Annotated in this window: 15 protein-coding genes and 1 tRNA gene; 5 read left to right on the top strand and 11 right to left on the bottom strand. The window is 38.0% G+C overall.

Annotation, left to right across the window (positions count from 1 at the left end; all coding sequences use genetic code 11):
- Positions 1–22 precede the first annotated feature (22 nt).
- On the bottom strand, positions 23–634 hold the full coding sequence (locus LQ201_RS13720) for a GIN domain-containing protein (RefSeq protein WP_230143134.1): 612 nt from the start codon (positions 632–634) through the stop codon (positions 23–25).
- Between the two features lie 140 nt (positions 635–774).
- On the opposite strand from LQ201_RS13720, the gene LQ201_RS13715 reads away from it, so the two are divergent.
- Together LQ201_RS13715 and LQ201_RS13710 are read left to right on the top strand one after the other, a co-directional pair.
- Positions 775–2,580, top strand: coding sequence for a sulfatase-like hydrolase/transferase (locus LQ201_RS13715; protein ID WP_230143133.1), 1,806 nt, complete (start codon positions 775–777; stop codon positions 2,578–2,580).
- Between the two features lie 331 nt (positions 2,581–2,911).
- Positions 2,912–3,763 carry a hypothetical protein gene (locus LQ201_RS13710; protein ID WP_230143132.1) on the top strand — a complete coding sequence of 284 codons (852 nt, stop codon included), beginning with the start codon at positions 2,912–2,914 and terminating at the stop codon, positions 3,761–3,763.
- Positions 3,764–4,076: 313 nt separating this feature from the next.
- On the opposite strand, the gene LQ201_RS13705 is transcribed toward LQ201_RS13710, so the two are convergent.
- The 3 genes from LQ201_RS13705 to metG all read right to left on the bottom strand — a co-directional run bounded on the left by LQ201_RS13705 (position 4,077) and on the right by metG (position 7,225).
- Positions 4,077–4,763, bottom strand: coding sequence for a hypothetical protein (locus LQ201_RS13705; RefSeq protein WP_230143131.1), 687 nt, complete (start codon positions 4,761–4,763; stop codon positions 4,077–4,079).
- Between the two features lie 88 nt (positions 4,764–4,851).
- A tRNA-Arg gene (locus LQ201_RS13700) sits at positions 4,852–4,923 on the bottom strand.
- 193 nt (positions 4,924–5,116) lie between these two features.
- On the bottom strand, positions 5,117–7,225 hold the full coding sequence (gene metG / locus LQ201_RS13695) for a methionine--tRNA ligase (protein WP_230143129.1): 2,109 nt from the start codon (positions 7,223–7,225) through the stop codon (positions 5,117–5,119).
- A 40-nt stretch (positions 7,226–7,265) separates the two neighbouring features.
- On the opposite strand from metG, the gene LQ201_RS13690 reads away from it, so the two are divergent.
- Both LQ201_RS13690 and LQ201_RS13685 read left to right on the top strand, forming a co-directional pair.
- On the top strand, positions 7,266–8,165 hold the full coding sequence (locus LQ201_RS13690) for an LD-carboxypeptidase (protein WP_230143127.1): 900 nt from the start codon (positions 7,266–7,268) through the stop codon (positions 8,163–8,165).
- Positions 8,166–8,573, top strand: coding sequence for a DoxX family protein (locus LQ201_RS13685; RefSeq protein WP_029274842.1), 408 nt, complete (start codon positions 8,166–8,168; stop codon positions 8,571–8,573).
- A 66-nt stretch (positions 8,574–8,639) separates the two neighbouring features.
- Here LQ201_RS13685 and LQ201_RS13680 read toward each other — a convergent pair whose 3' ends face one another.
- From LQ201_RS13680 to LQ201_RS13670, 3 genes are read right to left on the bottom strand one after another with little or no spacing between them, the layout of a single operon-like run.
- The gene (locus tag LQ201_RS13680; RefSeq protein WP_230143125.1) at positions 8,640–9,089 is read right to left on the bottom strand and encodes a hypothetical protein; all 450 of its coding nucleotides are present in this window, start codon (positions 9,087–9,089) and stop codon (positions 8,640–8,642) included.
- Positions 9,090–9,097: 8 nt separating this feature from the next.
- The gene (locus tag LQ201_RS13675) at positions 9,098–10,573 is read right to left on the bottom strand and encodes a SusD/RagB family nutrient-binding outer membrane lipoprotein (RefSeq protein WP_230143123.1); all 1,476 of its coding nucleotides are present in this window, start codon (positions 10,571–10,573) and stop codon (positions 9,098–9,100) included.
- A gap of 18 nt (positions 10,574–10,591) precedes the next feature.
- The gene (locus LQ201_RS13670; RefSeq protein WP_230143121.1) at positions 10,592–13,720 is read right to left on the bottom strand and encodes a SusC/RagA family TonB-linked outer membrane protein; all 3,129 of its coding nucleotides are present in this window, start codon (positions 13,718–13,720) and stop codon (positions 10,592–10,594) included.
- Between the two features lie 336 nt (positions 13,721–14,056).
- Here LQ201_RS13670 and LQ201_RS13665 point away from each other — a divergent pair, with 336 nt between their 5' ends.
- Positions 14,057–14,734 carry a hypothetical protein gene (locus tag LQ201_RS13665; RefSeq protein WP_230143119.1) on the top strand — a complete coding sequence of 226 codons (678 nt, stop codon included), beginning with the start codon at positions 14,057–14,059 and terminating at the stop codon, positions 14,732–14,734.
- Between the two features lie 90 nt (positions 14,735–14,824).
- On the opposite strand, the gene LQ201_RS13660 is transcribed toward LQ201_RS13665, so the two are convergent.
- From LQ201_RS13660 to LQ201_RS13645, 4 genes are all read right to left on the bottom strand, one after another.
- Positions 14,825–16,321: a RagB/SusD family nutrient uptake outer membrane protein gene (locus LQ201_RS13660; protein ID WP_230143118.1), complete on the bottom strand. Its 1,497-nt coding sequence runs from the start codon at positions 16,319–16,321 to the stop codon at positions 14,825–14,827.
- 18 nt (positions 16,322–16,339) lie between these two features.
- Complete coding sequence (locus tag LQ201_RS13655) at positions 16,340–19,501, bottom strand: TonB-dependent receptor (protein WP_230143116.1); 3,162 nt, start codon at positions 19,499–19,501, stop codon at positions 16,340–16,342.
- Positions 19,502–20,134: 633 nt separating this feature from the next.
- Positions 20,135–21,619, bottom strand: coding sequence for a RagB/SusD family nutrient uptake outer membrane protein (locus LQ201_RS13650; protein ID WP_230143115.1), 1,485 nt, complete (start codon positions 21,617–21,619; stop codon positions 20,135–20,137).
- Between the two features lie 17 nt (positions 21,620–21,636).
- Entirely contained in the window at positions 21,637–24,570 is a 2,934-nt protein-coding gene (locus LQ201_RS13645) for a TonB-dependent receptor (protein WP_230143113.1), read from the bottom strand.
- Positions 24,571–24,865: the final 295 nt, after the last annotated feature.

The raw sequence follows: 24,865 nt of genomic DNA, 5'->3' as shown, positions 1-24,865 counted from the left end.
ATCCATCTTAAAAACAGATTTTTTATTTTGCTAAAACCATTGCGTTTTGTTCAGCTTCCATGATCGTTTCAGAAGCATATGATGCAGATTTAAGACTGGCAAAGTCTGCTAATTTTACATTTTTCATGTTGCTGGCAATCATTGTACTTTGATTAGCGGTACCATTTAATTTTAATACCGCATCATCCTTAACGGTTGTATATAAACTGCCTGTTGTAGTTTTGATCTTCGCTGTAGCACTTTGGCCCAAAAATAACTGAAGGTATTTTACATCAAAATTATTGCTGGTTACCACAACCGATTGACCATAAGCTTCAATTCTTTCTAAATCTTTTACAGTAATATTCAGCGTTACCTGACTTGTTTCCAATGAATTGATAAACAAGGTTTGTCCATCAGTTGATACGGAGGTTTTTGCAGCATCGTAGTTGCCGGCACCTTCTACATTTTGCTTGTCACCTTGTGTTAAGATGATTTTAACGTTCCCGCTCACCCAGATCCTGTTGAATTTTGATAATGAAGAAGTTTTTGTTTCTGCTTTAACTGGCTCAGCGGCAAAAGTTGCCATTGCTGATGAAGTAAATACTACTGCTGTTAATGCTGCTGCGAATAATGTTTTTGCCAAGGTTTTCATATCTTTTATATTTTAGGTTTTTGCTATTGTTTGTTATTAAGACGCAGCCATACACCAAACGTTGCAGGCAAAAACCCTGTATTATACCAGCGTTGGTAATCACTAGACCAACGCCTGTAATTTCTAGACGAAAGTTGCAGATGCTCCAGCCAGATTTACGTAAATCTAAATATCCTGCTTGCCACAGAGATGATGTTTATGGTGAACATACTAGAGGAATTATTCGCGGTAGCGACGCCTACGCCATGAGATCGGTAAGAAGTGCGTATTTTCTTTATATCGAAAACCTAAATTACGATGGGGTTTTCAAGAACACCGTAACCAATGGAGCATTGGTTAAAACTTGGATGGAGAAAAATTCAACCCGGGCAAATGCATATCAAAAGAGGCCAAAAGAAGAATTGTATGATGTGATCAAAGATCCATTTAATCTCCAAAACCTGATTGCAGATCCTAAGTTTAAAAAAGTAAAAAGCGAACTTTCATCTAAACTGCCTACTTTTATGAAACAACAAAACGATAAAGGCCTGGCCACGGAGCTGGATGTCATAAGCCGTCAGCCGAACATCAACCAAAAGATTAATATGAAATATTTAAAGTTATTATTTGCCTTTTTCCTGCTTGCATTTAGCTATTCGGCTTTCCCTCAAAACAACAAGCCAAACATCATTATTATTCTTGTTGATGATATGGGTTTTAGCGATGTAAGTACCTTCGGCGGAAATTTTGTGCCTACACCCAACATAGATCGTTTGGCGAAAAATGGGTTAATGCTTAACCAATATTATAGTGGCGCACCAATCTGTTCGCCATCAAGAACCAGCTTGCTTACGGGTATGTACCCCGGAAGGTGGAATTTTAATACTTATCTGGATAATAAAAAGCACAATAAAAATGCAGAACAAGCAGATTACTTAAATCCCCAGGCGCCATCTATCGCCCGAATTTTCCAGTCTGCCGGATATGCAACTGGTCATTTTGGTAAGTGGCACATGGGCGGAGGAAGAGATGTGAAAGATGCACCGGTTTTTGAAAAATATGGTTACGATGCCCACGCCAGTACTTACGAAAGTCCCGAGCCAGACCCACTGCTTACTGCTACAAATTGGATATGGTCGGATAAAGACAGCATAAAGCGCTGGAACAGAACCAAATATTTTGTTGATAAAACACTCGAGTTTTTTAAAGAAAATAAAAATAAACCATGTTTTGTAAATCTTTGGCCAGATGATGTACATACGCCATGGGTACCCAATGTTGGAGATGAATATATAGGTAAGTTCCCTCTGGGACAAGAATCTGAGCAGGCCTTTAAACTAGTGCTGAAGGAACTTGATCTGCAGGTGGGAAGATTAATGGACGGTTTGAAAACAATGGGTGAAGACAAAAATACCATCATTATCTTTACCAGCGACAATGGCCCTTTACCGAGTTTTAAAGGGAGCCGGACTGGTGGTTTAAGAGGTACTAAACTTTCTTTATACGAGGGTGGCACCAGAATGCCATTTTTAATTAGCTGGCCAGGGCATATTCCCCAGGGAAAAATAGATGCGGGCTCGGAAGTAAATGCGATAGATTTATTGCCATCATTAGCCGGTATGGCCGGGGTAAAGTTACCGGCAAATTATCAGGGAGATGGGTTAGACCGGAGTAAGGTTTTCGCTGGAAAATCATCACTGAGGAAAAAAAACATGTTTTGGGAGTATGGCAGAAATGATATTGCCTTTAAATATCCTGCCAAACCCAATAGAAGTCCAAACCTGGCGGTGCGCGCTGGAGAATGGAAATTGCTTATGAATAGTGATGGCTCTGATGTGCAGCTTTATAACATTGTGAAAGATAAAAATGAAACTACCGAGCTAAGCGCCAAACAGGTTAAAATAACCAATCAATTAAAAACCGAACTGCTTGCCTGGTGGGAATCTCTGCCTAAACTCAAAAATTAATTAGAAGATATGAAATCATACCTGCAAGTTCTCAGTTTTTCGAATTAATTATTTAAGCGTTCGGTGGTGAAGATCTGCTCAAAACTAATAAATAAGATAAACCAATTAGTTGCCATCATTGGTGTAGCATTCTAGTTTAATTGGTGTGAATTTGGAAAGTGCGCAGTGTACACTTATTGATCATTTTTTAAACCAACAGGAAGATTAAACTCATAGAAAATCAACCTATTATCCTTTCTGTATAAAAAAACAGTTTATTTACAATTGTAAACAACTTCACAACAACCTGCTTTACAGCAATATACAATTAAATTAACCATACATTCGCAGTATGAGAAAGTTATTTTTGCTATTGGCATTGTCGCAGTTGATTTTACTAATGAGCTGTAAAATGGATCTTATTGATTTAATAAATAATGGTCCAAATCAAAAAAAATATACTGTCAATTTTCGTATTGGTGGGCTAAATCACACTGTCGGGGAGCCTAATGTTGGATTCCAAAACGAACCGATAAAAAACTATATTACACAACTCAGCATTATTGTTTACGATGCCGGTAGCGGTGAAGAAGTAGCAAGGCAAACGCAAAGTTCAACTGATTTAAATTTTGGACAAATTGCCTTTAACCTGCCATCAACAAATTACATTTTTGTTGCGGCAGGCTCCAATACACCTTTTGGCATTAATCTTTTTTACCAAACACCTGCTACAGTACCAGTAAAACTACAAATTGCACAGGCTTATATGCAGTATCTTTATCCAGATCCTTACGAGGGCGAAAAAAATTATAGAACCACTGATACATTCCTCGCAAAAGACACCGTTAGCATTACGGGAAACAAAACCGTGGATCTGATGATGCAACGTGTAATCGGAGAAGTCGAGATTTCTTTTTCTGATGTTCATGTTTTTATTGCGGAGCTATTCCGTGAATCTACCGCCATAAGTTTTGATACATATAATCCTTTTAATGGCGTAACCAAAAGGCCCCATTTTCAGGTCAATACAGCAGCCAATGGGCCATTCAAACTTAAGCTGCTAACAACTGGAAGAACTCTTTTTATAGATATTGATCCCCCGGGCTCACTTCCGATCCCCGTCTTCATTCCAATTGAAAGAAATAAGACAACAAAAGTTTCAGGAAATGTTCTAAGCGGGGAAATTAACATTACCATCCAATAATATTAACAATCCAAGTATTTTGAAATAAATAAGCTGTGCAACAACCATTAGAATTTTTCTGGCCTTAGTGCTTTACAAAAATTGGCAAGTTTTCGCCTCACTAAAACCAGCCATTCAGAATGAACAATGATGAGTCTTAATGTGTTATAAAAACCAAAACAAAGCCTTGAAAATCAACGATTTGCGCGACAATGTTCTGGTTTGAATCTAAGGAAGTGGTCTCAAAGAGGTCGGTTTTAAATATCTTAACGAAACGAATTTTAAACTTTTACTCCCTTTGGCATTAACTTTAAAAAAAGCACACTTACTTAACCTATCTGATTTTTAATAAATCTATCGCAAATATCTTTTGATCTACTTTTTGTTCTTTAACAGAAATAACTTCATAAGTTTTACTTGATAAAATATTTTTGTGTGAACTATCAAAATGAACTGATTTAGATTTTAAATAGTAAGCTCCAGATTCATCTATTATTTTATTAAAAAACCCCAAATTCCAGTTTTTAAAATGCTCTTTCTTTATTTTTAAATAACCTCTTGAAAATATAATCGTATTATCGGTATAACTTGTAGAACCGTTTTCGTCAAAACTAATGGTAAGTTCGATGGCTTCGCAATTACGTGAAAATATTTTTTCTTCCGCTTTTTTTATTTTAAAGCTTTCAAGTTTCCCAAATGAGGAATTTAACTTTAACGACCGAAGAGTATCAGAAGTATTATCAACAAACAACCTTAAGGGATAAGCACCATTAAAATAATAATCTTTAACTATATGGAATTTTGAACTTCTCTCTGAGTGAAAGGCAGCATAATTTCCGTTAGCATAATAGACCGTAACCGTATCATCCACATTCATTCCTTCGATACTTTTATCCATTTCATGATATGTGATTACTCCTTCAAATTCTTTAACCTCTTTATGCTCAGATCCTCGACCAGATTTACATCCAAATTGTGAAATAAGAATTGCTATAAATAAAAAGGTAAAGTTTTTGACCATGCTGAAGTTATTGTTTAGAAACTTAATTAATAATAATCCTAAAATAACAAAAAGCCTTCGGATTTAAATCCAAAGGCTTTTTGTTTTGTGGTCCCGACGAGAATCGAACTCATATCTAAAGTTTAGGAAACTTCTATTCTATCCGTTGAACTACGGGACCATTTGTTGCGCAAATATAACAAAAGTTTTGTCGCAAGAGAATTCATTTTAACAAGCATTTACCTAAGGAAATTGTCTTTAAAAAATAAGTTATAACAAACGGCATTTAGGATTATTGCATAAGGATAAGCAATAAAAAAAAGCCGTTTGAAATTAATCAAACGGCTTTATATCTTAATTACGGCAGGCAAACACTATCTAATTACACTACCCTCTGGGAATTTTTCTACAGGTGCCACAAAAGTGAGTTTGCCTTCGGCATTTTCGGCCATCAGGATCATTCCCTGCGATAAAATCCCTTTGATTTCGCGTGGAGCAAGATTTACGATCATACTTACCTGTTTACCAACAATATCTTCAGGTTTATAATATTCGGCTATGCCCGAAACCACTGTTCTTTCGTCGATACCGGTATTTACGGTTAATTTTAATAGTTTTTTTGTTTTCTCTACTTTTTCGGCAGCAACAATGGTGGCCACACGGATATCCATTGCCGAAAAATCATCAAACTGGATATTCTCTTTTGCCGGAACAGCAACTATATTACTGGCTGCATTACTGGCCTTGCTTTGGTTTAGTTTCTCAATCTGGAAGTCGATCTCTGCATCTTCAATTTTATCAAACAAGAGCACAGCTTCGCCAATTTCGTGGCCACGTTTTAACAGGCTCACCGTACCTGCATCATCCCAATCATGACCGCCGTTTTGAAGCATCTTCATTAACTTTTCTGCTGTAAATGGCAAGAAAGGTTCGATCAGGATCTGAATATTGGCGGCAATTTGAAGCGCAATATTCAATATCGTTCTTACACGGTCTTCATCCGTTTTAATCAATTTCCACGGCTCGGTTTCGGCCAGGTATTTATTTCCTAAACGGGCAACATTCATTACTTCTGATAAGGCCTCTCTAAAGCGATAATTCTCGATAGACGCAGAGACTTTAGCAGGGTACCCAGCCAGTTCATCAATAACAGCCTGATCTACATCCGTAATTTCCATACAGGTAGGTACTGAACCACCGAAGTATTTATGCGTAAGTACCACAACCCGGTTTACAAAGTTCCCTAGAATAGCCACCAATTCATTATTGTTTCTCGCCTGAAAATCTTTCCAGGTAAAATCATTATCCTTAGTCTCGGGGGCTGTTGCGGTTAATACATAACGCAATACATCTTGTTTACCTTCAAACTCTCTTAAATATTCGTTCAGCCAAACTGCCCAGTTTTTAGAAGTCGATATTTTTTGTCCTTCTAAGTTTAAAAATTCGTTTGCCGGCACATTATCGGCCAGGGTATATTCGCCATGCGCCATTAACATTGCAGGGAAAATAATGCAGTGGAAAACGATGTTATCTTTACCGATAAAGTGAACCAGTTTGGTTTCGTCGCTTTTCCAGTATTCTTCCCAGCCACATTTATCGTTTTCGTAACTGCTGATGTAATATTCTTCAGCTTTGGGGTTCCAAACATCGAGTTTGGCATAGTTACAAAGCTCTTTGGTTGCAGAAATATATCCAATAGGGGCATCGAACCAAACATAAAGCACTTTACCTTCGGCATCGCGAAGCGGAACACGAACACCCCAATCTAAATCTCTGGTCATGGCCCTTGGCTGCAAACCTGCATTTAACCAGCTTTGGCATTGGCCGTACACATTTGGACGCCATTCCTTATGGCTTTCGATATAGGTGCGTAAACGGTCTTCGTATTTATCTAGTGGCAGAAACCAGTTTTTAGTTTCCTTTAAAATTGGTTTATCGCCAGACAGGGTAGATTTTGGATTGATTAAATCGGTCGCATTAAGTGTAGAGCCACAGTTTTCGCACTGATCGCCATAAGCATTTTCGTTACCACATTTAGGACAGGTACCGGTAATATAACGATCGGCTAAAAATTGTTTCGCAGTGGCATCGTAATATTGCTCGGTAACCTCTTCGGTAAAAACACCTTTATTGTAAAGCGTTTCGAAGAAATCGGCAGCAGTTTGGTGATGGGTAAGCGATGAGGTACGGTGATAGATATCGAAAGATACGCCGAATTCTTTAAAAGAATCGCCAATAATCTTATGATACTTATCTACCACTTCCTGAGGCGTAATACCTTCTCTTTTGGCTTTTAAAGTAATGGGCACACCATTTTCGTCAGATCCACAGATAAACTTTACATCACGTTTATTCGACCTTAAATAACGGGCATAAATATCTGCAGGGATGTAAACACCCGCCAGGTGTCCAATATGAACTGGTCCATTGGTATATGGAAGCGCTGCAGTTACGGTATATCTTTTAATTTTACTATTATCCAAAACAATTTTTATTAATTTGGCAAAGATAAGTGTTTTGAAGATGATTAAGCAGCCCCCGTATTTAAAAAAAGGAGATAAGATTGCCCTGGTATGTCCGGCAAAGAAATTACCTAAACCTATAGACCATGCCATAGCACGATTAGAAAGCTGGGGCTTGGAGGTTATTGTTGGCGAAAGTGTATACGCCAGTCATCACCAGTTTGCAGGAACTGATGCGTTAAGAACTAAAGATATTCAGCGTTTTTTAGACGATCCATCTATAAAAGCGATTATTTCGGGCCGTGGCGGTTATGGTACCATCAGGATTATTGATGACCTTGACTTTACTGAATTTAACAAGAACCCTAAATGGTTTGTGGGTTTCAGCGATATTACCATACTATTGTCGCACCTTATTGCGCAATGTAATACCCAGTGCATGCACGCGCAAATGCCCTATACTTTTGACGAATCTACCACAGAAGCTTTAATTTCTTTACAGCAGACTTTATTTGGTGAGAAACCGACCTATTCTTACCAAAGTGCCTTTGAAAATCGGGCAGGAGAGGCAACCGGGGTTTTGATTGGAGGCAATTTAACTTTGCTTACCATGTTACAGGGCTCGGTTTCGGAAATGGATTTTACAGATAAAATTCTCTTTTTGGAAGATGTTGGCGAGCAAGAATACAGTATAGACCGCATGTTGCGGATGCTGAAAAGGGCGGGTAAACTAAAAGTCTTAAAGGGTTTGATTATTGGTACCTTTAATGAAATAGAAGAAGAAAAGATTTCTTTCGGGCAAACGGCCGATGAGGTAATTTGGGATATTGTTAAGGACTATGATTTTCCAGTCTGCTTTAATTTCCCAACGGGACATATCGATAACAACCTCAGTATGGTTTTAGGTGCTGAGGTGAACTTAAAAATAGAAACAAATAACGTTCAATTTAAATATTTATAGATGGCAATTTTAGATAATTTAGGAAAATACCGCAATACGGGCTTGTTGCTGCTACGCATTGGTTTAGGCACCATGTTTATTATTCATGGTTTCCCGAAACTTGCAGGGGGCCCAAATGGCTGGACTGGACTGGGAGGAAGTATGAAAGTAATCGGCATAGACTTTTTACCTATATTTTGGGGCTTTATGGCCGCCGCTACCGAAACCTTTGGTGGTTTCTTGCTAATTGTAGGATTGTTTTTCCGTCCGGCGCTAATTTTATTAATCTTTACGATGATTATAGCAGCACTGGTTCATTTTGGTAAAGGAGATGGATTAGGCGGTGCCAGTCATGCAATAGAGTTAGGCATTGTATTTTTCGGACTGATTTTTATTGGTCCGGGCAAGTATAGTGTGGATAAGAAATAAGCTTAAATTCTTTTCAATTTAAAAAAGAAAGGCCTGGAAAATTTCCAAGCCTTTCTTTCGAACAAATTATCCGGTAATGTTAATGGTAAAAAAGCGTTTTACCGTTTGTCCATTCCCGAGGGTAGCGGTAACCGTTAAAACAACTGCTCCACTTGTGCCAGAGGTTGGGAGTGGGGCATCAGCCGCACCACGTAAATCTTTTACGAGTTTGGTAAAAGTGTAAGAACCGCCACTTACTGTAGCTGTACCCAGGTTGTTAATAACTGTGCCTGTTGGTGTAGTAAACGAAAGTGTTTTTACATCTCCACTATAGGTAATTACAATACTTACTGTTCCTGTTCCTTTTGTGGAAGGAGTAGCACTAGCATAGCTTGAATATGTACCGGATACCGTATTTAAGTTGCCATCAAATGTAATTGTAGCGGGTGTATCAAGCGTTTCAGGTTGCTTTGGGTCTTTTTTGCATGAGGCCAAGCCTAAAATTGATGCAAATAGTATGATTAAAATTCTTTTCATAGTTATAATTATTTATCCCAAAATACAGATTTTACAAATACTGAAGGTCGGGCTGGTGTGTTAGGATTGTAGCTTCTTTCGTTGAATGAGTATGGTAATATACGCGGAATGGCTGTTGCAGGAGACACTGGTGATAGTACAGGAAAGCCTGTTCTTCTCCAGTCCGTCCAGGGCTCTATAGCAACCCCAAAGTTGGATACAAACTTTTCTTCGATAATTTTTTGCAGGGCATTGCCTGTTGCCAATGTTCCATTAGTTGAAGCCAGATAAGTAGCTAAACCGGCGGTTACGGCCGCAGCTTCCGTCCCATCTGAAAATTCAACTGCACTTGCAAATGAAGCGGTTATACCTGCTTTATAATAGGTATCTGCTGTGGTTAAATCATTACCTCCGTTTGTTCTGGCAAAATATTCAGCTAAAATCTGATTTTGCTCAGCAAAAGTTAACATTCTTATCGGTGCCTCACCAGAATATGCGCCTGCTGAAAGTTTCCCTCTGAGATAAGTGCTCATGCGCGAAAAAGCAGTACTTACCACTACATCACCATTGCCATTCGTTGCGCCAACATATGCAGTTCCCTGTAAGGTGAAAAATGAATTTCTTCTACTATCGCTCTTGGCATTCATGATATCAACCAATGTTTTACTCGGGAAAAACTGGTTTGGTCTTGATCCTTCAAATTGGTGAATTGGGTTGGTTTGATTGGCAGAAGTTAAAAAGCGCATCTGAAAATTGTCGGTATTTGCTCTTAACAGTTTATTCGCAGCCAATATAGCAGTTATGCCTGTTTTAGCTCTTGTTGCATCTGCAGCTGTTCCATTGGTAGAAAAGTAGTGGATAAACATTCTTAGTTTTAAAGCATTTCCAAAACGTTCCCATTTATCCATGTCACCACCATAAAATAGGTCATCGGTTGTAGGTGCCAGTAAAGATGCCTTTTTGATATCTGCAATTCCCTCATCAATTAAACCAAACAGATTATCATATATAGCTGAAGATCCATCAAACTTGGGTTTTAAATTCGCTTCATAACCAATGGCTTCTGAATAGGGAAGATCTCCAAATGCATCAACATGGGTTTGATAAACATAAGCCTTTACCAACTCTGCAACACCCGCATATTTTGGGCTTGTTGCTTTGGTTTTTTCGATCACTTTCTGCAAATCTGCCAATGTTCCCGAAAAAGTAGCTGCCCATGTATTATTGACGTCGCTTTCACCTACTGCATATTTATCATATTGAGTAGGTTGAGCCGCGCCACCACCTTGTGCCGCAAACTGTTGTACCCATAAGGATGTAAACCGATGAATATCAGAGCCCATTGTAAAGCCCACTCTGCCCTGTGCTGCAGGTAAAACCAAACTGGCATCAGGATCTTTTAATCGTGTAGGATCATCATTAATGTCTACAAATTTCTTGCACGAGCTCAGTCCTGTCATGGCTAATGCCAGTCCAAAAACTATTTTCTTTATATTAATTTTCATATTTAAACTCTCCTAATACTAAAATGATAATTTTAAAAATCCACCATAGGTTCTAGTTTGAGGCTGGCCATTATACTCTATACCTTGCCCATTACCAACACCTAAAAGGTTATTCTCTGGATCTAAGTGAGGGAAATTAGGTGCATACATCAAAAGATTTCTTCCCGTTAACCCAACATTAATTCCTTTTATAAAGCTCAGTTTGTTTAATAATTTGCTTGGGATACGATAAGATAATGTAGCTTCACGTAACCTGATCCAGGAACCATCAAAAACCGCATACTGTTGCGCTGCCGAAGAGTATAAATCACTATAATATTGTTCGGCTGTAATTAATGTATTATTTGGCGTACCATCAGCATATACTGCATTGTGCGTATATAAACGATCTCTATTTCCTGTTTCTTCAGCAACACCATATCTTCTTAAGTCGGTAATTGTTCTCGAATAAATATCACCACCATAGCGGATATCTGCAAATAAACTTAATGATAAACCTTTATAAGAGAATGTAGTATTTACACCACCTGTCCATTTTGGATTTGGATCCCCAATTGGCTGCAATTCTGTGGTATTGATCTGGCCAGAACTCAACCTACCGTTCGCATCCACAACATCCATCCCATTAAGTTTCTTAAATACCTGTCCGAATAACGTTCCATATTGATAACCAGTAACAATACGGCCCTGGGGATTGGTAAAACCACCGTTACCGATAAAAGGTACACCCGGCGCTAATTCTACTACTTCGTTTCTTCCTTTAGTAAAGTTTACAGATAAATCCCAGATAAAGTCAGTAGATTTTACCGGTGTTCCACTGATCAACAACTCAATACCATGGGCTTTTAAGGTTCCGGCATTAAGTAAAGTACTGCTAAAACCAGAAGAAGGCGCACTGGGAACAGAAAATATAATGTCGGTACTTTTTGTACTATAGTAGGCAACATCGATGCTCAACCTGTCTTTTAAAAACTTGGCCTCTAAACCAACTTCTCTTGAAGCCGTAAATTCGGGCTTGATATTAATGTTACCAGCAGCATCCGAATACGTTTGCCCATTTACACCATTAAACGGGAAAATTAAATTTGGACCAAAGCCATCAGATGGGCCTGCAGTACCAAAATAGGTGCCGGTACTATAAACTGGTGCCTCTCTACCAACTTTCGCATAGTTGGCCCTGATTTTTAAATAGGTTAAAATGTCATTTTTCTTTAATTCAGGGAAAGCCTCTGTAGCAATGAAACTGGCATCAACCTTAGGATAAAAATAACTTCTTTTATCAGGAGCAAAAGTTGAAGAAACATCTCTACGGCCTGTAAAAGACAGGTATGCAAAAGATTTATAATCTAAACTAATATCGGCATATACCCCAACCAGGCTTTGTTCTGTTATGGCTTGAAACGGAACATACGTTAAGGTATTAGAAATATTGTAGTTATGGGCAGCCTGTATACCGTTACCAGTGACCTGTAATTGATCTGTTCTTCTATAGTTAATCTCGTTACCCAATAAAAATCTGGCACCAAAATCTTTTAAAAACCTTTTGTTGGCCACTAAATTGAAATACGAGCTTACCTCACGTCTATTGGTGGTATTATCAATAATAGAACCAGCCCTGCTTGCCGATTGGTTATTGTTAGATGATTTCTCATTAATTGTTTTCGATACATTTGTATATTGATCTATACCAATTTTATAATTAGCACTTAACCAGTCTGCTATTTTATAATCTAAACCAACATTACCAATGGCACGGTCTATTTTTTGTTTAAAAAGAACATATTTGATAGACCATAATGGATTATCTGATCCTAAAATATTGTAATAAGTATAGCCTGCATTGGGAACACGACTTGTTGGTATATTATTTAAACCTGCTGCTGTTTCAAATGGATAATTTGCGAGGTTGTATGTTCTGGGCAAAGTCATACCATCAAATAAAGGATTAGACCTTGCATTACCCGTAGGAGTACCCACAGAATTATTGTGGATGTACTGAATTGAAGAACTAATGGTTAAATTTTTACTCAATTGTGTACTTGCATTAACAGTAAAGTTATTTTTAGCCAAAGTGTTATTATCCATATATCCACTTTCTTTAAAATTTCCATAATTAAAGTAGTAGGCTGTTTTTTCGGTACCACCAGAAAAAGTAACATTGTTCTGTAAATTATAACCTCCTTTAAATATATCCTTAACATTATCTGGATATGCGGTAAGGGTTTCAGCATTACCAAGGTAATTGGTAACTGTTTGCCCGGTTACCTTTGTTCCCCACGACATTTGAGAGAAAGGATCGTATAACCCATTGGTTCCTTGTGAGTATCCGTTCTGATAATCTGGTAAACGGTTAACCTCTATGTAATTGTAGTTACTGCTTAATTCTACTCTTCCTGCCTGGCCTTTGCTTCCCTTTTTAGTGGTTACAATTACCGCACCAGCAACGGCTCTTGAACCATACAGCACCGCAGCAGCAGGTCCTTTTAAAATGGTTACAGATTCAATGTCATCCTGGTTTAGATCAATACCTCTGTTTGAATTTGTACTACCAGTATTAACACCTTGTGCACCCCCACCATTATCAATCGGAATACCATCTAATACCCATAGCGGTTGGTTCGATCCGGTAAAAGTTGTGGCTTGCCTGATATTAATGTTTGATGATGCTCCTGTTGCACCGCCTGTTGATAGAATTTTTACACCTGCTACTTTACCTGCCAATGCATTAACCACATTGGTTGAACGGCCAGCCGTTAAATCGCTATTCTTAACTGTTGTAGCAGCATAACCTAACGATTTGGCTTCTCTTTTTTGGCCCAATGCCGTTACCACAACTTCTGACAGAGACTTTGAATCTGTTTCTAAAGATGCATTTACGACACTACCTCTAATGGCAATTTCTTGTGTGGAATAGCCAACCGAAGAAAAAATTAGCACCTTGGCTTCTGCACTTACCTTGATGGAAAATTTACCTGCGGCATTTGTAGAGACGCCAGAGTTTGATGCGTCTTTAATTCTTACACTTACACCAGGGAGGGGTAATCCATCTTCCTGGGCCGTAACTGTTCCAGTGATTGTTCGATCTTGCGCTATTGCTGAAGTGGCAATAAATAGCAATATGAACAAACTTTGTAGAAGTTTTTTCATAAAAATAATTTAGTTTAGTTAATAATAATCCAAGATATGGTTTAGTATTCTGTAATGCAAATTTTACACTCCTAAATTTGCAACCATTTATATATTATTAAAGCGCTTATAGCAAGCAAGTTCGCTTTTAGAAGCCCCCCCTTGGTTTTAAAGAAAATGATTGCTGCTATTTGGATGTATATAAAAAGATGATAACCTGGAAATGAATTAGGCATTGTATTTTCCGGATTGTTCTTTATCCAGCTAGCGAAATATAGTGGAGCTAAGAAATAAACATATCTACTTTGATAATCAGAAAGATATTCTTAAATTATACACATATAACCCGTACTTAAAATGAACAAAGGATTTTTTTTAGCTTCATTGCTTAGCATTTCTGTTTATACTGCACAGGCACAATTTAAAATCTCGCAAGATATTGTAGGAACTCCTATCGGTACCAAGCAAGAAAGGACGTTTGTTGGTACCGAATACCTTTACGACAGCTTTATTAAAGGTCATGTTCTTCAGGCCGATGAAAAATACTTTAACAACATGGATCTCAATTATGACGTAATGTCTGATAGATTAGTTTTTTTAAGCGGGGGGCAAGAGATGGCCTTTAAAAACCCAGTTAAAGAATTCCAGCTTATTAAGCCTAAAACATCACCTATATATCTCGAAGTTTTTAGAAATGGGTTTCCACCCTATGGCACTTATACAGAGAAAAGCTATTACATGGTTTTAAATTCAGGAAAGGCTATTGCTTTAAAAAAACCTGTAAAAGCTATTGTTGAAGTTACACCCTATGGATCTGCAAGAAGTCAAAAAACGGTTGTTAACAGTGAGTTATATTTCATTTACAACAACGGACAGCTGCTTAAGGTGAAAAAAGACAAGAAAAGTTTGCTGAATGCGTTGAATGATAAAAAGGAGCCATTGACTAAATTTATCGTCGACAAAAAGTTAAGTTTCAAATCGGATGAGGATATTCAAATGTTGCTTGAGTATTACAATTCTCTCTCTGCTACTTAATCATTTCAAGGAGTCCCTATAATAAAAACAGCCTTTCAAATTTAATTTGAAAGGCTGTTTTTCGTTTAAAATACTTTATACTGTGTTACCTTACCATTCAGCTGCAGGGTTACTAATAATCTCCTGGGCAGGAATAGGTAATGAATATCTAACATCTGCTACAGGAATAGTAGCGTTGGCTCCATATGATTTCAGTGGTAAGTTCTTTCTGGCGATATCATTGTATCTGAATCCTTCCATTAACAACTCAATTCTTCTTTCCTTAAGGATCACATCAGCAAGTTGGGCACCAGTTGCCAAAACACCAAAGTCATAAGTGGCATCCGAACGCTTACGAACAGCATCAAGCAAAGCTCTTGAACGAACCAGGTTACCTCCTGCGCGTAAAGCTTCTGCTTCAGCAACATTCAACAACACTTCTGCGTATCTGATCATGGTTACATAATCTACAAAAGGACTTACAGCACTATGTTTTGTTGGGTAAGTATATAACGTACCACTAATAGTAGCTGTAGAGATTAAAGCTGATGTTTTTCTTGCATCAGTAGCAGGCCAAATTGGATCAGTATATATACCAGAATAAGTACCTGTAGTGGTGTTTAGGGCATAATCTAAGTTACCTCCACCGTCCCAGCTGAAGTAGTAGCCAATCTGATTTTGAGTGCCTGGGGCATTTGTATCAGCAAAAGGAAAAGAGAAGATAGATTCTGATGTTGTATATGGTGCAGTAAACACCGCTCTAACTGAAGCTGCTAAAGCATGTGGCGCACGGGCAGAGGTAGAGAAAGGGGCCGCTGCGGGAACAATTTTATCGCCCTCTTCAACAACTTTAGCATAGTTGCCCATCGTTAAATATACTCTGGTTTTTAATGCAATAGCTGTGTTTTTATGCGCTCTTGTTGTGCGAAGCAAAGCTGTTGAATACGTATTCGGAAGACCGGTTTCTGCAGCATCGAGATCTTTAAGAATCTGAGTATAGATTTCAGCAACACTACTGCTTTTTAATATGTTATTCGCTGTACCAATTTCAGGAAGCAAGCGTAGTGGCAACCCTCTTGAAGCACCAGCGTTTGAAATATAAGGCTTGGCAAAGATTTGAACTAAGCTGAAGTAGGTCAAACCACGCAAAAACTTGGCCTCAGATGCAAATTGATCGTATTGCGCCTGCGTTACTTTACTTTTATTAGCCTCAAGTCCATCAAGGAAAACATTTACCCTGTTAATTAGTAAATATCCCTGGTTCCAAAAGTTAGCAACATAAGTATCGCCGTTGTTGTTGGTCGAATTATAAACAGTTGAGCCGGTTACACCATTAGAAGTACGATTTATAAATTCTTCAGCTCTAATGTCATTATAAATCTGATAACGTCCGCCAAATAAAGATCCGCTTTTTGCGGTTGAATATAATCCCGTCACCAAAGCTTCTATACGTGCTGGGGTTTCGTAAGCATTTACATCAGATAATGATAACTCTGGTGCAATTTGCAATGTTTCTTTTTTACAAGATGTGATGCCTGTAATTAGAGGAATAGCTACAATAGCCGCTTTGACCAATTGTAACCTATATGATTTTAAGTATTTTTTCATGTAGTTAATATTTAATTGTTACAAACCTAAGCTAAGACCAAAAGTGAACTGTCTACCCTGTGGAATACTGTTACGCTCAACACCTGCAGCTAAGTTTGAGTTACCATTCGTCGAGATTTCAGGGTCAACACCAGAGTATCCTGTAATAATGAAAGCATTATTTACAGATGCATATACTCTTAAGCTTGTGATTCCTGTTTTTCCAAAAACACTGGTAGGGACTTTATAACCTAAAGTAGCAGCCTGTAAGCGTAAGAAATCTCCCTTTTCAACATTTTCAGAAATCGGGAATGACGATCCGTTCGAAATGTTATCTCCGTAAACCACTCTTGGAATATTGGTTTGTTGGCCGGCTGTTGTCCAGGCATTTAACACATCTGTCGAGTTATTCCAAAAACGCTGATCACGTAAACCCGCCTTAGAACCATTGTAGATATAATTTCCGCCAGAGTAAGTGAACATGAAATTAAAGTCAAAGTTTTTGTAGGTAAATGTATTGTTAAAGCCCCCATACCAGGTTGGAAGTGTGTTGCCAATGTATTTTTGATCATTTGCATTAACTGGATTAGCAGCAGTACCATCTAGGTAAGTCCAGGCATTTACACCACCTTGATGTAAGTATTGAACTTCTCTGCCATCTTTATTAACAAAGATTCTTCTTCCATTTGCTGGATTCACACCTCTAGTCTCAACGGCATAGATTCCTCCGATCGACTTGCCTTCTACGGTTATACTTGCTGTTTCAAGTCCTCCTGTAGATTCAGTTAACTTAGGAAGTGATGGATCAAGTGCCGTAACCTTATTTTTGATTGTTGTAAAGTTAAGGCTCGAAGTCCATGTAAAATTGCTGTCTTTAATTGGCGAACCACTCAAAGCAAACTCAAATCCACGGTTGTACATTGAACCTACGTTGGTATTGATTACACCTCCCGGAATACCTTTCGATGGTGCTTGAGTAACACCTAAAATCAGGTTATCGATATCTTTGTAGAAATAATCCATCTCAAAGGTAATGCGGCTATTTAATAAGCCAACATTTAAACCTATATCTGTTTGTTTACTGGTTTCCCATTTAAGTTCTTTGTTTGCCGCACCAGTAAATGACCACGCCAATACTCCAGCGCCGTAGATACTAGATCCATAAGTGGTGTAGCCTTGGTAAGCAGCAACATTAGCATTACCAACTTTACCGTAACTTGCACGTAAACGTAAAGAATTAATGGTTGACCCTAGTGATGAGTTTTTGAAAAAGTCTTCTTGCCCTATTTCCCATCCAATAGATCCACCTCCGAAGGTTCCCCATTGGTTATCGATATAGAATGCCGAGTTACCATCTCTTCTGATGTTACCACTTAAGAAATATCGTCCTTTATAGTTGTAGTTAGCACTTCCAATATATGCTTGCCACGATTGCTCATTAATTCCGTTACCACCAGCTACGTTTGTAGTGAAAGTACCTTGGTATTGGGTAAAGAATGAAGGATCTGCCAACCCTTGTCTAACAGAACCCCAGTTTACCGTTCTTGTGTTTTGGATATCGGAACTTACGTTCAAACTTAAGTTGTGGCCTTCGCCAAAAGTTTTGTTATATGATAAAGTACTAATCCAGTTCCAGTTGTTTCTTCTTGCCGAATTGTTGTATGCATAACCTGGATAAGAAAAACCGTCACCATTAATAGGATTCCAAAACTGAATATTTTCGGTGTTACTTCTATCCCAAGAATAAGTACTTTTTGCCGTTAATCCTTCTGCAATCTTAATTTCTGCACCTAGATTAGTAAGAAACCTGTTTGATTCTGATGTATTAAGATCTTTATCAATAATAACCTGAGGGTTAACATAGGTAATAGGCACTAAGTTGGCGCCGCTACCAATATTATTACCAGACACGCTATAACTACCATCGTTGTTAAACGGCTTAATGTTCGGAGCCATTACAACTGCGATCCGACCTAAGCCAGATGAGTTAAAGGCAGCTCCCGGTATAGAACCGCTATTGGGCGAACTATTTAAACTATTGTTATAGTTGATGTTTGCGTTTAATTTTAACCAACTTGTTGCCTGGTGGGTAAGATTTGCCCGGGCTGAATATCTTTTAAATGAGTTTGCCTTTAAGAAACCGTCTTGATCAGAAAGACCTCCTGAGAGATAATAAGTTGTTTTATCTGTTCCTCCAGAAACGGTTACAGCATGGTTCTGAGAATAGGCGGTACGATAAATTACATCATACCACTTTGTATCAACAATCGATCCATCAGCATTTAATGTTGGAAAGAAACTCTCGCCGTTTGCATTTCTCTGAGACGCAGGAACTGTATTTGGGTTCAAAGCCAAAGCATTTTTCATCGCTGTATTTTTCGACTGGATATATTGCTCTGCATTTAATAACTCAGGTAATCTAACAGCATTGTTAACACCTACCCATCCATCATAACTTACTTTTGCTGATCCTGATTTACCTTTCTTAGTGGTAATCACCAATACACCGGCAGCAGCTCTTGATCCATATAATGCGGTTGAAGCTGCATCTTTAAGGATGTCGATAGTCTCAATATCAGCAGGATTGATGTCGCCCAACGGGTTATTTGCTGAAGAGTTGGCAGAAACATCGCCTGTCGGGAAAGGAATTCCGTCAACAATAACCAATGGGAATGAACTTAAGGAGATTGAACTCACACCCCTCACACGAATAACAGGAGGATTATTCAATAAACCATTTGGTTGCACAATACTAACACCAGCCGCCTGGCCAGTTAGTCCTTGCGTAAAGCTTTGTACTGGTTTGTTTTTCAGATCGTCACCTTTAACTGTCGAAACAGAACCTGTGAAGTCTTTCTTCTTTACAATACCATAACCAGTTACCACAACATCTGTTAATGTTTTAGAGTCGCTCTCTAAAGCAACATTAATTGTTGATCCTCCTCCAATTGATCTTGAATGAGTAATATAACCAATGTAAGAAAATTCTAAAGCTGTTGCTTTTGAAGTTACACGAACCGTGTATTTACCATCGGCGCCAGTTGTGGTTCCGCCTGTTGTACCTTTAATTTTAACACTTACGCCTGGAAGTGGCATCCCATCTTCCTTACCCGTAACTGTTCCAGTGATTGTTCTTTCTTGCGCTATTGCCGAAGTTGCAATAAATAGCAATATGAACAAACTTTGTAGAAGTTTTTTCATAAAAAATAATTTAGTTTAGTTAATAATAATCCAATATAGGACTAAGTGGTTTGTAATGCAAATTTTACAATAAAAAATAATACTTTTTATTGTATCCTGATTAAATCGAGCTAAACAACTGATATTAGGAACAATGAGTACCCCCCCATAATATACCTCAATATGCAACTAATGTAGTTTTCGAAAGCTACATTTTTAGATTGGTATTTATCTGGAACTGGTTATGAGCATTTAGAGCCCATGATTATTCGATGTTGATTACTGCTCCGGTTGCAATAAACAGCAAAGAAGAACAATCTCTACACGAGTTTTTTCATACAAGTTTGTCTAGTTTCGGTTAATATCACAATATACAGGTATTCATTCTATAATGCAAATACTATGAGATCAAACTAATAGATTTCCTATTGATTTTTATTTAAAAAAAGTTGCCATATCAAAAAAAAACGAACTTTTTTATCCAGGAAATAGTTATTTGATTCCTAAATTAATTTTTTATTTATCAAACATGATACATGTAGATTAAAAAGGCATTAGAATAGCCACGAAACTTTAGAATCTAATTGCTTAATAATAAAAAAAGCCTGAATGTATGAATACATTCAGGCTTTTCATAGAGAAAAATTCAATTAATTAGTTTGCATATCCAGGATTTTGCTCTGCTGCTTTATTCGATTCTCTCTCAGCCTGAGGAATAGGCCATTGGAAACGATAATTCGTTGCAGGAACATCACCGATAGCATTTTCGGTTGCCATATAAGTGCCATCCTTAGGACGTGAAAAGCCTAATCCCCATCTCTTAAGGTCGAAAAACTCGTGTCCTTCAAATGCTAGCTCCCTTCTTCTTTCGATCCTAATTTCATTTAGTAAGGTTGCATCATCATAGGCATCTACCAAAGCGGTATTATATCCGGTTATACGCGCCGATCTTAGTGCTTTTAGAAGCGTTTTCGCAGTTGTTTTACTCAAATAGTATTGCGCTTCCATTTTATTAAGAGCAACTTCTGCATACCTTAATAACTTAGGGGCATTAGCTTTATCGGAATAAGACTTATAGCTAGGGTTACCTGGGTATTTCTGCACCAATGTAAGAGGGGTAGCAAATTGCCTTACCGTATAGCTCTTCAAATATTGAGCTGTTCTCAGATCCGTAGCAGAAAATAGATCAATAACAGATTTAGATGGAATAAAATCAGGATTTGGTAACAAAGAGCCTCCGTTATCATTGATAAAGAACACTCCATAATTAACTGCACCAGATTCCTGAACCGCTTCGATACCAATTTTGAAGATAATCTCTTTGGTACTCACGTCATTTGTCCAAAGGCTTGTTAATCCAGCGGCTGTGGTTTCATAGCCAAAGCTGCCAGCCATTACTTTATCTGCTGCGTCAGAAGCCTTTTGGTAATCTTTATAGTATAGATAAACCCTTGACTGAAGTGCTGCAATAAAGTATTTATTTACCTTAATCTGTGAAGTTACATTTGTTTCTCCGATTAAACTTTCCGCCTGATTAAGGTCGCTGATGATCTGATCGTAATTTTGCTTAACCGTTTGACGAGGGATCTGGATTTCCGTTGTTGGCTCTAATACCATAGGTACACCAAGTCGGTCATTCAGATCAATTTTAGAGTAAGTACGCAACAAGTCGAAAAGATAAAGTGCCCTCAAAGCGTAAGCCTGCGCTTTGAATGACTGCTTTGATGCCGCAACTGTAGTTGCATTTTCGCCAGCAATCGGACTTACATTATCGACATTTTTCAAAAATGTGTTAACCCTATGGATAGCATTATATAAAGTTGACCAGAAATCCCTTGTTTCGTATGTCGATGAATTGTAAGTGTTTCTTTGCCAATCTGAATAGTTATTGCTAAACCAAGATGTTGCGATAAGGTTATCAGTAGTAATATCGTTCATCACAACAAAGTTACGTCCATAGTAATTACCTGATCTTAAAGGCGCATAAGTGCCATTTAATACGGATTCAGCAGCCGTAATGTTAGTAAACACCAAATCTGATGTTAGTGCCTGAGGGGGCAACTGGTTCAGTTGTTTCTTGCAGCTAGATAAAGTTAATGCAACTGCTAGCGTACATATAATTGTCTTATTTAATTTCATTTGAATTTTCTCCTTTCTTAAAATGTTACATCAACACCAAAAGTGAATTTTTGAGAAACAGGATAAATACCCAGCTCAAGGTTGTTGAAATACTCTGGATCGTAACCGCTATATTTTGTGATGGTTACTAAGTTATTGGCTCTAGCATAAACTCTTGCTTTATTTAAGAACTTGGTTTTGCTCAACAAAGATTTATTAAAGTTGTAGTAAACAGTAAGATCGCGCAGCCTTAAATAAGAAGCATTTTCAATATAGCGATCGTCGAAGTTTGTACCTGTACCATACTTACCGTATTTGGCATCGTTATCACCAGGTTTTTTCCACATTCTTTCATAAAGATCTGCAACCCTGTTGTAGTTACTCCAAGAAGCGTTGTTCCACTCCATCCATGCCCTGGTATTGTTGATCGTATATTTACCTACTACGTAGTTCCATTGCATAAATAGACCAAAGCCTTTATAAGAAAAATCTACAGAAGCTGCGCCATTATATGGTGCATAGAAACCTTTTCCGTCCAATACTACAGCGTCGCCACCGTCGAAATTTGTTGTTTGATTACCGTTTTTATCCAAATAGACCTCATTACCTGTTTGTCCATCGATATGTGAGAATCTGTTATATTTTAACTGACCATACATGTAGCCTACAGCAGTATAAACACCTGTACCAGTTCCTAACAGCTCATCCCTGAAACCATAAAGTTCAGTAACCCGGTTCTTATTATACGTAAAGTTTGTATTAAAGTTTAAAGTAAAGTCTTTAGATTTAACGATCTGTGCACCTAAGCCCAATTCAATACCCCTGTTATACATTCTTCCCATATTTTGATAGATTGAAGAATAACCTGTAAGGTACGAAACCGGCACATTAAGTACCATATTATATGTTACGTCATTATAAAAATCAGCAGTGAATGTTAATCTGTTTTTAAAGAATGCCGCATCGAAACCAACGTTAAATTTACGTTTGATTTCCCATGATAGATCTGGGTTTCCTGCTTGGGTTGGAGTTAAACCCGCAGCGCCGTTATAAGTTGTTGAGCCGAAAAGATCGTAGGAAGGATAATAACCGATACCATCATTACCAGTTGTTCCGATCGATCCACGGATTTTTGCAAGCGATAACCAGCTAACATCTTCCAAGAATGCCTCTTTTTTGATGTTCCACCCTAAACCTGTTGACCAAAAAGTACCCCAGCGGTTATTTCTTCCGAATTTAGATGAACCATCCCGTCTGATACTCAAATCTACATAATACTTATCTTTATAGCCATAGTTTACGTTTGCCAATGCAGAGAACATTCTGTATTTATTTAAAGAACCGCTCGTTGCTGACGGGGTTTGAAAAGAACCGAATTCCAACAATAGTGGTGACGAGGTGTTCTTTGCAGTTGCACTAAACACAATATCGTTATGGAAATTGTACTCGGACCCAATTACGGCTGCGATTGAATGATCTCCAAAAGTATGGTTATAGTTTAAGGTATTCCTTTGAATACCATCCATCCATGATGAATAATACCTGTTGGCATTACCATTATCAGCTGCAGCAATTAGAGGTGCATTATATCCACCACCATAATAACTGGTGTAGTTTGCCCCATAACTAGACCTCAATTTGATATCCTTTGTTACATCAGCTTCTAGGTAAGTATTTCCAAGCAATTTTAAGTTTTGATAATCAGTATGCTGATAATCATTCGCGCGAACCCAAAGATTATTATAAGCACCCGCATATCCACCATACTGTAGCCTTTGTTTAAAGTTACCTTCAGCATCACGGATATTTTCATAAGGCAGTAACAGATAAGCCATCATACCAGTGTTCGCAGTACTATTCCTGGTCTCATTTGGCTGACGCTCGTTGGTATTACCAGCATATAATGAGATACCCATCTTCAACCAGCTTTTTGCTTTGTGGTCAACAGTCACACGGGCACCGTACCTTTCCCATTTAGAATCGAAATAGATACCATTCTGTTGCGCATACTCTCCAGAGAAAAACGCCTGTGTTTTTTCGTTACCTGTTCTGATACTTAAAGAATGTGATTGTGTTTGAGGTTTTTGGAAAACTTCATCGACCTGGTTAAAATCCGACTTTAACAGTTCAGGAATAGCAGGATCGTTGGCTGCACGACGACCAATCGCAACTTCATAATCCAATCTTTGCTGCGTGTTCATCATCTTAAATTTTTGGTTATTAATTTGTTCATAACCATAATAAGCTTGATAATTGATATCAGTACCAGACTTTATACCTCTTTTGGTTGTTACCAAAATTACACCGTTTGCACCACGCGAACCATAAATTGCTGTTGCAGATGCATCCTTCAATACATTGAAAGAGTCCATATCCTCAGGATTAAGCTGTGCAAAATCGCTGGCATCAACAGGCTGTCCATCAACAACATAAAGCGGAGCCAATGAAGAGTTGATCGATCCCTGACCACGGATAAAAATTTGAGGAGCCGCACCTGGTCTACCGCTTCCTGCTGCTACTACAACACCCGGAACCTGACCTTGTAAGTTGTGGAGCATATTTCCTGAAGGCCTTGATGCTACTTTATCTCCATCAACTAAAGATACAGAACCAGTTTCAGCACCTTTCCTTTTAGTGATATAGTTATTACTGATTACGACCTCATTAAGCAGGGTTGCATCTGGACTCATCGATACATTAATATCATTTGAGCCTGTAATCTGTCTGGTTGCGGTATTATAACCGATAAAAGTAAATACCAATACGTTTTGTCCTGATGGGACTGTGATTTTAAAGGTTCCTTTGCTATCTGTTGAAACACCAGCATTGGAGCCCTTGATTTTAACACTTACACCGGGAAGAGGTTGGCGATCTTCAGACGATGTAACTGTTCCTGAAATTGTTCTGTTCTGTGCCATTGCGCTAACCGCGACAAACAAGAACATGAACAAACTTTGTAGAAGTTTTTTCATGAAATTTAAGTTAGATAATGATATAGTTATTTGAAGCGCTAAATATAAAATAGTTTGGTAAGAGTTTAACAAAATTTAACAAAATTAACCCTCATAATGACGCTATTTTGACAATGATCCTGTCTGATTAAAAAGGCGTTTTTGGGGAGTTTTTCCGCAAAACGTAGAATATTATGGGCGATTATAATCGTATTTTATCCCCAAATAGGCGAAAACTGCCCATTTATGTCCATATATTATATAATAATAATCCAAAAAAACTGTGCCAAAAAATCAAATTTTATGTGCACGCACT

The organism is Pedobacter sp. Bi126 (assembly GCF_918698245.1).
Classification (GTDB): domain Bacteria; phylum Bacteroidota; class Bacteroidia; order Sphingobacteriales; family Sphingobacteriaceae; genus Pedobacter.
This window is presented reverse-complemented; position numbering and strand designations above follow the sequence as displayed.

What these genes read in the sequence shown, in the direction of transcription:
- LQ201_RS13720 (WP_230143134.1), bottom strand. Translation starts at nt 634, where the DNA reads ATGAAAACCTTGGCAAAAACATTATTCGCAGCAGCATTAACAGCAGTA.
- LQ201_RS13715 (WP_230143133.1), top strand. Translation starts at nt 775, where the DNA reads ATGCTCCAGCCAGATTTACGTAAATCTAAATATCCTGCTTGCCACAGA.
- LQ201_RS13710 (WP_230143132.1), top strand. Translation starts at nt 2,912, where the DNA reads ATGAGAAAGTTATTTTTGCTATTGGCATTGTCGCAGTTGATTTTACTA.
- LQ201_RS13705 (WP_230143131.1), bottom strand. Translation starts at nt 4,763, where the DNA reads ATGGTCAAAAACTTTACCTTTTTATTTATAGCAATTCTTATTTCACAA.
- LQ201_RS13690 (WP_230143127.1), top strand. Translation starts at nt 7,266, where the DNA reads ATGATTAAGCAGCCCCCGTATTTAAAAAAAGGAGATAAGATTGCCCTG.
- LQ201_RS13685 (WP_029274842.1), top strand. Translation starts at nt 8,166, where the DNA reads ATGGCAATTTTAGATAATTTAGGAAAATACCGCAATACGGGCTTGTTG.
- LQ201_RS13680 (WP_230143125.1), bottom strand. Translation starts at nt 9,089, where the DNA reads ATGAAAAGAATTTTAATCATACTATTTGCATCAATTTTAGGCTTGGCC.
- LQ201_RS13675 (WP_230143123.1), bottom strand. Translation starts at nt 10,573, where the DNA reads ATGAAAATTAATATAAAGAAAATAGTTTTTGGACTGGCATTAGCCATG.
- LQ201_RS13670 (WP_230143121.1), bottom strand. Translation starts at nt 13,720, where the DNA reads ATGAAAAAACTTCTACAAAGTTTGTTCATATTGCTATTTATTGCCACT.
- LQ201_RS13665 (WP_230143119.1), top strand. Translation starts at nt 14,057, where the DNA reads ATGAACAAAGGATTTTTTTTAGCTTCATTGCTTAGCATTTCTGTTTAT.
- LQ201_RS13660 (WP_230143118.1), bottom strand. Translation starts at nt 16,321, where the DNA reads ATGAAAAAATACTTAAAATCATATAGGTTACAATTGGTCAAAGCGGCT.
- LQ201_RS13655 (WP_230143116.1), bottom strand. Translation starts at nt 19,501, where the DNA reads ATGAAAAAACTTCTACAAAGTTTGTTCATATTGCTATTTATTGCAACT.
- LQ201_RS13650 (WP_230143115.1), bottom strand. Translation starts at nt 21,619, where the DNA reads ATGAAATTAAATAAGACAATTATATGTACGCTAGCAGTTGCATTAACT.
- LQ201_RS13645 (WP_230143113.1), bottom strand. Translation starts at nt 24,570, where the DNA reads ATGAAAAAACTTCTACAAAGTTTGTTCATGTTCTTGTTTGTCGCGGTT.